This window comes from Eikenella sp. NML03-A-027 (assembly GCF_001648395.1).
Taxonomy (GTDB): Bacteria; Pseudomonadota; Gammaproteobacteria; order Burkholderiales; family Neisseriaceae; genus Eikenella; species Eikenella exigua.
The window spans coordinates 1-9,694 of record NZ_LXSM01000010.1; the positions used below are offsets into that span (position 1 = coordinate 1).

The following is a 9,694-nucleotide window of genomic DNA, read 5'->3' on the forward strand; positions in this document are numbered from 1 at the left end:
GTTGGCGGGGTCTCTAATCATCAATCTCGGAGCGGCGGCATGGAGACTGACGACTACGCGAATCATAAACGATTTGCCCTCAGAAATCCAGGGGTAAGGCAAAGGGCACCGGTTGCCCGATGCCCTGCCGCCTAAGCGGTCTTCAAGCCCCTAAAGGGAACAGCCGCATTCTACACCTGATGCGCCAGACACGGAATCATGCCGTCTTCATACGGAGAGGTGATGTAGCTGACGAGATGGCGGTAGATTTTGCCGCCCTTCACCGTAACGGCGTAGTAGGCGTTGCGGTTCAGGTTGAACGGGATATTGGCCTGATTGGCAAACAGCTTCGGCACGGTTTCCATTTCCCCAGTCTGCACATGCCGCCCCTGCAATGCCAGAGAATGCACATAAGCCACCGCAGAGGGCAGCAGCGGGGCGGCGATTTGGTCGATATGCGCCACACCGAAGCGCTGATGCACCATGCGGTAGGCTGCCGAATAATCGATACCGCAGCGGGCGACCAGCAGCTTGACCGCATCCACCAGGCCGCGCCGTTCGTCTATCGTGGTTTGGGCAGATGGCAGAGCTTCGGGAGCGTGCAGGCTACCTGAAATTACTGCATCGAAGGTTCGGATAACCTGTAAGAAGAATTTGGCACTAATCCAAGTAGCGTAGGCATACACCAATTCTTTGCATGCGTAAGTGCCGCGTTTGCTGCCGCCATGCACTATTTGGATAACTTGTTGATTTTCTTTCAAGGCTGGATTTTCAGACTTGGAAACTTCATCAACTAATTCAATGGTTTGTTGTAATTACAGCCAGTTAGCTGGTTTATGACGTGGTTCGCCACCACTGGCTTTATGTAAATCATTGAGGGAATAGAGGTTGTCGAATTGACGGATAGCCACATTGGCTACAGAGATTGCGTTCATGATGAACTCCTTGTGAATTTAGTTAGGATTGCCGCTGAATGGGCGGCGGGCTTCAACTACCGTTCACAAGTACGGCTCGCAGTATTCCCCGAAGGTGTTGTATTTCTGCGTATAGACCCGCCATTGGAGGCTACCTGAAAAATATCAGGCACAAAAAATGCGCACTGACGGGGCGGATATCCGCTTGTGATTTAGTAGTGCGCTCATCATAAACAAAACCCCCTGCAAATGCAAGGGGCTACCTGAAACTATCCGGCCACATGGGCGATATCGTATTGCGCCTGCGACAGCTGGCCGTGCCGGTGCAGCCAGCCGGCCACTTCCGGCCACGAATACAGGGCAGAGCCGCTGCCCACCCCATACATCGGCGCAGGGAACCCGCCGCCGCGTTTGCCGGTGGCGTAGTTAGAGAGGGCAGCGCGGGTCAGTCCGGCGCGGGCGGCCATCTCGGCCAAGGTAGCCACCCCGGATTCCTGCAACACCAAATCGCCGAAACCGGCAGCACGGATATTGTCTAGGGCGCTGCGCACGGCAGCTTCGGCACTCTCGGCCTCACGGTCGAATTCGAGATATGGGGTTTGGTTATAGAAGCACAGCAGCGCATCGTCGCAGCCCGCTTCATACAGGCGGTCTTCCAAATCGTGCAGGTCGGTATCGCGGATGAGGATGCTGAAATGGTAGGTATTCATGGGTCACTCCTGTTCGGGCAGGCATTCGTTTACTTTACGGATGATTTGTTTGGCATGGTTTTCCGGATTGCGCGGTGTGCTCCACACGCTCATTTGGTGTTCGGTATGTCCTTGCAGACAACGCAGGCGGCAGAACGCATGGGCGGACTTGCCGGCGGGAACAACCGCCCAGCCGTGCTGCTCGGCATAAGCCAATGCGGCTCGGATATGTTTGTTGGGGTGCTTGCCCATGCTGTTTGCCTGATTGATTAAGGTTGCTTGATTATAGTGAAATCGTTTGCAGATGTAAACACAGAGAAGAAAGGAATACCCATGACATGGATATTGAAATACTGGAAGCCGCTACTCGGCGGTGTGGTACTGCTGGCCGTGATATGCGGCGAAGTGCAATACGGCAGGCAACGCTACCAAGCGGGCTATGCTGCGGCCACGGCAGCCATCAATGCCAAACTGGCCGAGCAAAAGCAGAAGCATCAAAAAACCGCCCATACGGCAAGCGTGGAATATCAACAAGAGAAGTCCGAAGCGGACGAGAAAGTGAGGGTAAGGCGTGAAGTGGTACAGCAAATTATCGAGCGGCCTGTGTTTACTGGCGATTGCGTTGATGCTTCCGGGGTGCAAGTCCTCAACGCCGCCATTGCCGAGCGCCATTGAGCCGCCGGCCGATTTGGCTATGCCCTGCCCAAGGCTGCCCGAATTGTCGGGAACAACGGGCAAGGTGATGCTGCCGTGGGCGCTGGAAGTGGTGCATCTGTATAACGACTGTGCGGCACGACATGATGGGTTGATTAAGGCATGGCCACGCTAGTCCAGCATTTGCGCAATATCCGCCATATCAGGGCGGTATACACATTGAGCAGTATTCTTAAATCCTGGTGGCCGCTGATTTTTGCCAGCACTTCAATCGGTACTTTTTTGGATAAACGTGTGGGAGCTTCGCGGCGGGTATCGTGAAAATGCAGGTCGATAATGCCGCAGTTATCCCGCGCCCGCCTAAATAACACGTCCAAACTTTTGGCATCCACGTTAAATACCCACACATCATCAATGCCGCGCAGTTGCTCGAGCAGTTCCAGCGCACGCTTGGATAATGGCACGTCTCGGCTGTCGCCGTTTTTGGTAATCTGTAGATGGGCAAGGCGGCGCGTGAAATCCACATCTGCCCATTTCAGGCCGTAAATTTTGCCTGCCCGCATGGCAGTTTCGATGGTGAATAGAACGGCAATGGCTACCCGTTGTACAATCAGTTCCGACTTGCCGTCCGGCTGATATAAGAGAGCGGCGCAGATATTGGTAATCTCTTGTTCGGTTGGCCACCTAGTTCTCTCTCTGCCTTTTTTCGGGTTGCTGATTTTGCGTACGAGGTTCTCGCGCAGCAGCCCCCATTCTTTCATGGCATGTTCGCAGATGCCGGCTAGCCTTTCAAGCGGGCATGTAAATCCTGCACGCTATACACACCAAGGAGGTTGAAGCTTTTCATCCCTTCGCTCATGGCTTCGCCACCGGCCACGGTGGTGTATTGCGGTACGCGTTGGGTGAGGGCGCTGCGGCGGATGCTGTGGCTGTCGGCGATGGATTGCGGGTTGCTGGCCACGGTGTTTACCACCAGCGCGATTTCGCCGTTTTTAATCGCGTCCACAATGTGCGGGCGGCCTTCGGGCACTTTGTTGACTGCCTGTACCACCACGCCGTGCTCTTTCAGGTAGCCTGCAGTACCGCGCGTGGCGCAGACGCCGTAGCCTAAGGCTTGGAAGTTTTGCGCGGTTTGGACGATGATCGGCTTGTCTTCTTCGCGCACGGAAAGGAAGATTTTGCCGGTGGCGGGCATGCGTTCTCCGGCGCCGAGCTGGGCTTTGAGGTAGGCTTCGCTAAAGGTCTCTCCTACGCCCATCACTTCGCCGGTGGAGCGCATTTCTGGGCCGAGAATGGTGTCCACGCCGGGGAATTTGATGAAGGGGAACACGGCTTCTTTAACGGCATAGAAATCGGGGACGACTTCTTTTTCCACGCCTTGCTCTTGCAGGGAAATGCCTGCCATGCAGCGCGCACCGACTTTGGCGAGCGGCACGCCGGTGGCTTTAGAGACGAAGGGAACGGTGCGGCTGGCGCGCGGGTTCACTTCCAACACGAACACTACGCCGTCCTGCACGGCAAACTGTACGTTCATCAGGCCGACCACGCCCAGCGCGTAGGCCATGGCTTTGGTTTGGCGGCGGATTTCGTCTTGGATTTCTTCGCTGAGCGAGTAGGGCGGCAGCGAGCAGCCGGAGTCGCCGGAGTGGATGCCTGCCTGTTCGACGTGCTGCATGATGCCGCCGATAACGACGTCTTTGCCGTCTGAAACGCAGTCCACATCGACTTCAATCGCGTTGTTCAGGAAGAAGTCGAGCAACACGGGGCTGTCTTCGGATACCTGCACGGCTTCGCGCATGTATTTTTGCAGCTCTTCGGCGGAGTGGACGACCTGCATGGCGCGGCCGCCGAGGACGTAAGACGGGCGCACGACCAGCGGATAGCCGATTTCTTCGGCTTTGACGAGCGCTTCTTCTTCGTTGTGGGCGATGCGGTTGGGCGGCTGGCGCAGGCCTAAGTCGTTTAACACTTTTTGGAAGCGTTCGCGGTCTTCGGCGGCGTCGATGCTGTCGGCGGACGTGCCGATGATGTTCACGCCGTTTTCAACCAGCGCGTTGGCAAGTTTGAGCGGGGTTTGGCCGCCGTAATGCACAATCACGCCCCACGGGTCTTCGGTGCGGACGATTTCCAACACGTCTTCCAGCGTCAGCGGCTCGAAATAGAGGCGGTCGCTGGTGTCGAAGTCGGTGGACACGGTTTCGGGGTTGCAGTTCACCATAATCGTTTCAAAGCCCGATTCGCGCAGGGCGAGCGCGGCGTGAACGCAGCAGTAGTCAAACTCGATGCCCTGACCGATGCGGTTCGGACCGCCGCCGAGAATCATCACTTTTTTACGGTCGGAAGGACGTGCTTCGCATTCTTCTTCGTAAGTGGAATAGAGGTAGGCGGTTTCGGTGGCGAACTCGGCGGCGCAGGTATCGACGCGCTTATACACGGGATGCAGGTTCAGCGCGTAGCGGTGTTCGCGCACTTCTTTTTCAGGTAGCCCCAAAAGCTGCGCGATGCGTTTGTCGGAGAAGCCTTTGCGTTTCAGACGACGTAGGGCGGCGAAATCCAAATCTTGCAGGCAGCCTGCACTGACCTGCTGCTCTTCTTTCACCAAGTCTTCGATTTGCGCCAAGAACCAAGGATCGATGGCGCAGATTTCGTGGATTTCTTCCAGCGTGAAGCCTGCGCGGAACGCGTCTGCCACAAACAGCATACGCTCAGGGCCGGGGTTGGCCAGTTCGCGGCGGATTTCCGCTTTGTCGGAGCTTCTCGGATTGAAGCCGCACAAACCTGTTTCCAAGCCGCGCAGGGCTTTTTGGAAGCTTTCCTGAATCGTGCGGCCCATCGCCATCACTTCGCCCACCGATTTCATCTGCGTGGTCAGGCGGTCGTCTGCGGCGGGGAATTTTTCAAACGCAAAACGCGGGATTTTGGTTACCACATAGTCGATGGAAGGCTCGAACGACGCGGGCGTACGGCCGCCTGTAATATCGTTGCGCAACTCGTCCAGCGTAAAGCCGACCGCCAGTTTTGCTGCCACCTTCGCAATCGGGAAGCCTGTTGCTTTGGAAGCCAGCGCGGACGAACGGCTCACACGCGGGTTCATCTCAATCACAATCATCTCGCCGTTTTCAGGGTTTACCGCAAACTGCACGTTCGAGCCGCCCGTGTCCACGCCGATTTCGCGCAATACCGCCAAGCTTGCGTTGCGCATGATTTGGTATTCTTTGTCCGTCAGCGTTTGCGCAGGGGCAACCGTAATCGAGTCGCCCGTATGCACGCCCATCGGGTCGAAGTTTTCAATCGAGCAAATGATGATGCAGTTGTCGTTTTTATCGCGCACCACCTCCATCTCGTACTCTTTCCAGCCGAGCACGGACTGCTCAATCAGCAGCTCATGCGTGGGCGAGGCGTCGAAACCGCGTTCGCAAATCGCCAAAAACTCGTCTTTATTGTAGGCAATGCCGCCGCCCGAACCGCCCATCGTGAAAGACGGACGAATCAGCGTCGGGAAGCCGACCTGTTCCTGCGCCGCCAAGGCTTCGTTCATCGTGTGGCAGACAAAAGATTTCGGGCAGGAGAGACCGATTTTCTCCATCGCTTCCTTAAAGCGGCCGCGGTCTTCCGCCTTGTCGATCGCGTCTTCCGTTGCGCCGATTAACTCGACATTGTATTTCGCCAGCACGCCGTTGCGCGCCAAATCCAGCGCACAGTTCAGTGCGGTCTGGCCGCCCATCGTGGGCAGAATCGCATCGGGACGCTCCTTGGCGATAATCTTCTCCACCGTCTGCCACATAATCGGCTCGATGTAGGTAACATCCGCCATTTCAGGGTCGGTCATGATGGTGGCGGGGTTGGAATTCACCAGAATGACTTTATAGCCTTCTTCACGCAAAGCTTTGCAGGCCTGTGCGCCCGAATAGTCAAATTCGCAGGCCTGACCGATGACGATAGGGCCGGCGCCGATGATAAGGATGGATTTTAGGTCGGTACGTTTGGGCATGGGTGGGGTCTCTAGTTCTAAGTTGTAAGAATATTAAAGGTCTAGTTCAGTATAAATTTCTTTATCTATTCTAAAATCATTTTTGTCTTCATCGGCAACAGCTATATATCTTTTGTGGCCACGTTCATCATATCTGTAAAATCTTTTTACTATTCCATCTTTATTAGGTTTGGGTTTAATTTCTAGCTCAAATTTCCCAATGATTAGTTTTTCAAAAACGCCTTTGTTAACAATAATGAATCCTTCAGACATATTATTATCCTCATCTTAATAATAATTACATTATCATGACATATGGTATCCCTGAAATATTTCCCCTGAAATATTTCCTAAGCAAGCCGTAGCCTGCATGTAGGGTGTGTGCGGTACGCACGCATGCGTTTCCCGTTTCTCTTGCCGCCCCAACCCACCGCGTGCGTGCCGCAAGGCACGCACCCTACTAATGGATTCAAAGAATGTTTGAATAGTCCTTGCTCCAAAAGGCTACCTGAAAATCGGCAAATCCTTTTTAGCTTCGCAGAAACTCGGCCTTGCTCTGCAAGACATCATTTTCAGGTAGCCTTTCTTTGGTGTTTAGCGGGAAATTAGGCTGACGGTGAAGTTGGTTTCGCCGCGTGCGTCTTCAAAGAGGCCGATGTTGTAGCGATGGGCCTGGCCGCAGGCGCGGACGGTCCACACTTCTCGCACCTGCATGCGGCCGTGCACTTTGTGGGCGCTGTTGATTCTGCTGTGTACGGATTCGATGTTGCGGCAGTTGAACGAGGCGGCTTCGGCGGTGCGCACGACTTTGAGCACGTCGTCGCGCAGGATGTTGTCGCTGCCGAAAGTGGCGCTTTTGCCGCTGAAGGCTTGGCTGCCGAGGCTGGAGCAGGCGGAAAGGGCGAGGGCGGCGAGGAGGGGGATGAGTTTGCGCATGGGGATTCCTTAATTCGGCAAAGATGGGGCGCGAGGCCAAATGCCGCCAATTATACGGCAATCTGTTTTGCTTTTCAGGTGGCCTGAGCAGTTATTTCTATCTGAATGAGTCTACCTGAAACCGTAGCTAAAACTCGATTCCGGCCAGCCACAGGCTCACGGCGAAGCCGATAAAGAGCAGGCCGGTGGCGGCGGTGCAGGCGGTGGTCACACGCCGGTGGCGGCGGAACAGGTTGGCGAGGCGGTGGCCGGCGAAAACGAGCAGGGTGAGGTAGCTGAAGCTGACGGTTTGCATCACCAGTGCCAGCAGCAGGAAGGAGAGGGCGGGGTGCGGATAGGCGGGATCGACAAACTGAACGAAAAACGACAGCAAAAACAGGATGGCTTTGGGGTTGGTGAGGCTGAGCAGCAGGGCGCGTTTGAAGATGTGCCCGGTGGGCGGGGTGGGCGGCAAACCGGCTGCCAAAACGGGCGGAGGGGCAAACCATTTGCGCAATGCGCCGCGCAAAAGGCCGAAGCCGATGTAGGCCAGATACAGGCCGCCGGCGAGCTTCATGGCGTGAAATAGGGCGGGATAGAGCTTGAGCACGGTGCCGGCACCGAGTACGGTGAGCAGGATCAACACTAAATCGCCCAGCAGCACGCCGAATACGGCGCGGTAGGCTTTGCGCGCGCCGTGTTGTGCGGCTACGGAGAGGCAAAACATGCTGTTCGGGCCGGGCATGATGATGAGGATGATGGTGCCGATTAGGTAGGAGAGGGGATTGATGATGCCGAACATGGTTTTCAGGTAGCCTTTTATGGAGGCGGCTATTTTAATGAGGCAGGCGGGGTGTAGGCTACCTGAAAACTATCGCGCCGATTTATTCCACCGTTTGCCTGTTGCCCCGCAGGCGGTTAAACTGCCCGCCAATTTGCCCCCTTCATTAAAGAGAACGCTATGTTTTTCATCCTCTCGCCCGCTAAAAACCTAAACGAAACCGCCGCCGCGTCCACCAAAGAACACAGCCAGCCCGCGCTGCTTGAGCAGTCTGCCATCCTGATGGCGCAACTGCGCGAGCTGGCGCCGCAGGATTTGTCGGCGCTGATGGGCGTGTCGGACAAAATCGCCCGCCTCAACGCCGAGCGCAATGCGGCCTGGCAGCCGCCTTTCAGCCTGCAAAACGCCAAGCAGGCGGTGTATTTGTTTAACGGCGATGTGTATGAAGGCCTCGATGCCGAGAGCCTCGCCCCGCCGCAAATCGATTGGCTGCAAGGCCATGCCGGCCTGCTTTCCGGCCTCTACGGCCTGTTGCGCCCCTTAGATTTGATCCAGCCCTACCGTTTGGAAATGGGCACCAAGCTGGCCAACCCGCGCGGTAAGGATTTATACGCCTTCTGGGGCGGCCTGATTACCGAATTGCTGGCCGAACGCATGGCCGAGGCGCAAACCGATGTGCTGGTGAACCTGGCTTCGCAGGAATATTTTAAGGCCGTGCAGCCGGCCAAACTCGGCGGCCGCCTGATTACCCCCGTGTTCCAAGACGAGAAAAACGGCCGCTACAAAATCATCAGTTTCTACGCCAAACGCGCCCGCGGCCTGATGCTGCGCTATGCCGCCGAACGCGCCCTCACCGAGCCGGAGCAGCTGTTGGATTTCAACAGCGAGGGCTACACCTTCTGCGCGGCGGCTTCTTCGGAAAACGAATGGGTGTTCCGGCGCGGCAAGCAGTGATGCGCGGCAGGCTGTGATGGGGAAGCGGAGGCTACCTGAAATTTGGGAATGCAGCCGGGGCGGCATTTTCGTTTTGGGCCGGTGTTTTCAGGTAGCCTTTTGTCGAGCCCACACTAATCGGCTTTGCTGTTTTCTTCTCCTTTGCCAACCGACAGCGGTGCATTGTTTTGCACCGCGTGCCGCCACATCAAGTAGGCTACCTGAAACCCAACCGGGCGTTTTCAGGTAGCCTGCTGGTATTTTGGGGAGAGTCCCTCGGCCGAATGTGGTTTTTATGTTACGTTTTTTCGCAGCGGCAACTCGGGGCTTGCTCGGCGCGTGAGGCCAGGTATTAAGCGGCTTTCGGGGCAACGGGTTGGGTGCCGGTTGAGTAATGTGCCAATTAAAAAAGGTGGCTAATTTGGCTGATTTGGCCGCCAGGGGAAATTATGGGTTTTGCAGCGGGCGATCAGAGTTTATAATCCGCCCAAAATTGAGTTGCGGTGCTGGCGCGCCGCGTGTGCGTAACAACGTATAGCTAAAATCATTTTTCGTTGCTGTTCAATAATTTATGGCAGAAAAGGTTTTGGCTATATGCTTTTTTGAAAGGAACCGAAATGAGTTCTTTCGATGGTGGTTCTGCTGCGGCGGTGGCCGCGGCGCCCGCACCTGCTTCTTCCGGCGGCACCAAAGTGCGTCGTCATTTAAAGTCGCGCCATCTCTCGATGATCTCCATCGGCGGCAGCATCGGCACCGGCCTGTTTATGGCCAGCGGCAGCGCCATCCATATGGCGGGCCCGGGCGGCGCATTGGTGGCTTATGCCGCTATCGGCCTGATGGTGTATTTCCTGATGACTTC

11 protein-coding genes and 1 pseudogene are annotated in these 9,694 nt (G+C 55.9%); 4 read left to right on the forward strand and 8 right to left on the reverse strand.

Annotation, left to right across the window (positions count from 1 at the left end):
• Positions 1 to 170: 170 nt before the first annotated feature.
• The 3 genes from A7P96_RS04505 to A7P96_RS04515 form a co-directional block, all read right to left on the reverse strand.
• Complete coding sequence (locus A7P96_RS04505) at positions 171 to 782, reverse strand: KilA-N domain-containing protein (RefSeq protein WP_082887908.1); 612 nt, start codon at positions 780 to 782, stop codon at positions 171 to 173.
• A gap of 380 nt (positions 783 to 1,162) precedes the next feature.
• Positions 1,163 to 1,603, reverse strand: coding sequence for a transcriptional regulator (locus tag A7P96_RS04510; RefSeq protein ID WP_067442036.1), 441 nt, complete (start codon positions 1,601 to 1,603; stop codon positions 1,163 to 1,165).
• Positions 1,604 to 1,606: 3 nt separating this feature from the next.
• Positions 1,607 to 1,834, reverse strand: coding sequence for a hypothetical protein (locus A7P96_RS04515; RefSeq protein ID WP_067525090.1), 228 nt, complete (start codon positions 1,832 to 1,834; stop codon positions 1,607 to 1,609).
• An 81-nt stretch (positions 1,835 to 1,915) separates the two neighbouring features.
• Here A7P96_RS04515 and A7P96_RS04520 point away from each other — a divergent pair, with 81 nt between their 5' ends.
• Positions 1,916 to 2,257 (forward strand): hypothetical protein, encoded by a 342-nt coding sequence (locus A7P96_RS04520; RefSeq protein ID WP_067525092.1) that lies wholly within the window; start codon positions 1,916 to 1,918, stop codon positions 2,255 to 2,257.
• A complete protein-coding gene (locus A7P96_RS10945) occupies positions 2,241 to 2,411 on the forward strand; it encodes a hypothetical protein (protein ID WP_167508176.1) in 171 nt (56 codons plus the stop codon). Before A7P96_RS04520 ends, A7P96_RS10945 begins: the two co-directional genes overlap by 17 nt.
• On the opposite strand, the gene A7P96_RS04525 is transcribed toward A7P96_RS10945, so the two are convergent.
• The 5 genes from A7P96_RS04525 to leuE all read right to left on the reverse strand — a co-directional run bounded on the left by A7P96_RS04525 (position 2,392) and on the right by leuE (position 7,923).
• Positions 2,392 to 2,997, reverse strand: a complete 606-nt coding sequence (locus A7P96_RS04525; protein WP_067525093.1) for a site-specific integrase — start codon at positions 2,995 to 2,997, stop codon at positions 2,392 to 2,394. The two genes, A7P96_RS10945 and A7P96_RS04525, sit on opposite strands and share 20 nt — an antisense overlap.
• Before the next feature lie 20 nt (positions 2,998 to 3,017).
• On the reverse strand, positions 3,018 to 6,227 hold the full coding sequence (gene carB / locus A7P96_RS04530; protein WP_067525095.1) for a carbamoyl-phosphate synthase large subunit: 3,210 nt from the start codon (positions 6,225 to 6,227) through the stop codon (positions 3,018 to 3,020).
• Positions 6,228 to 6,260: 33 nt separating this feature from the next.
• Positions 6,261 to 6,479, reverse strand: a complete 219-nt coding sequence (locus A7P96_RS04535; RefSeq protein WP_067442046.1) for a hypothetical protein — start codon at positions 6,477 to 6,479, stop codon at positions 6,261 to 6,263.
• 321 nt (positions 6,480 to 6,800) lie between these two features.
• Positions 6,801 to 7,142: a hypothetical protein gene (locus A7P96_RS04540; RefSeq protein WP_067525096.1), complete on the reverse strand. Its 342-nt coding sequence runs from the start codon at positions 7,140 to 7,142 to the stop codon at positions 6,801 to 6,803.
• A 127-nt stretch (positions 7,143 to 7,269) separates the two neighbouring features.
• Positions 7,270 to 7,923, reverse strand: coding sequence for a leucine efflux protein LeuE (leuE, locus tag A7P96_RS04545; protein WP_067525098.1), 654 nt, complete (start codon positions 7,921 to 7,923; stop codon positions 7,270 to 7,272).
• A 159-nt stretch (positions 7,924 to 8,082) separates the two neighbouring features.
• On the opposite strand from leuE, the gene yaaA reads away from it, so the two are divergent.
• Together yaaA and A7P96_RS10240 are read left to right on the forward strand one after the other, a co-directional pair.
• The gene (gene yaaA, locus A7P96_RS04550) at positions 8,083 to 8,856 is read left to right on the forward strand and encodes a peroxide stress protein YaaA (protein ID WP_067525100.1); all 774 of its coding nucleotides are present in this window, start codon (positions 8,083 to 8,085) and stop codon (positions 8,854 to 8,856) included.
• Positions 8,857 to 9,452: 596 nt separating this feature from the next.
• A pseudogene (locus A7P96_RS10240) lies at positions 9,453 to 9,694 on the forward strand (hypothetical protein); the annotation flags it as partial.

What these genes read in the sequence shown, in the direction of transcription:
- carB (WP_067525095.1), bottom strand. Translation starts at nt 6,227, where the DNA reads ATGCCCAAACGTACCGACCTAAAATCCATCCTTATCATCGGCGCCGGC.
- A7P96_RS04535 (WP_067442046.1), bottom strand. Translation starts at nt 6,479, where the DNA reads ATGTCTGAAGGATTCATTATTGTTAACAAAGGCGTTTTTGAAAAACTA.
- A7P96_RS04520 (WP_067525092.1), top strand. Translation starts at nt 1,916, where the DNA reads ATGACATGGATATTGAAATACTGGAAGCCGCTACTCGGCGGTGTGGTA.
- A7P96_RS04510 (WP_067442036.1), bottom strand. Translation starts at nt 1,603, where the DNA reads ATGAATACCTACCATTTCAGCATCCTCATCCGCGATACCGACCTGCAC.
- yaaA (WP_067525100.1), top strand. Translation starts at nt 8,083, where the DNA reads ATGTTTTTCATCCTCTCGCCCGCTAAAAACCTAAACGAAACCGCCGCC.
- A7P96_RS04515 (WP_067525090.1), bottom strand. Translation starts at nt 1,834, where the DNA reads ATGGGCAAGCACCCCAACAAACATATCCGAGCCGCATTGGCTTATGCC.
- leuE (WP_067525098.1), bottom strand. Translation starts at nt 7,923, where the DNA reads ATGTTCGGCATCATCAATCCCCTCTCCTACCTAATCGGCACCATCATC.
- A7P96_RS04525 (WP_067525093.1), bottom strand. Translation starts at nt 2,997, where the DNA reads ATGAAAGAATGGGGGCTGCTGCGCGAGAACCTCGTACGCAAAATCAGC.
- A7P96_RS04540 (WP_067525096.1), bottom strand. Translation starts at nt 7,142, where the DNA reads ATGCGCAAACTCATCCCCCTCCTCGCCGCCCTCGCCCTTTCCGCCTGC.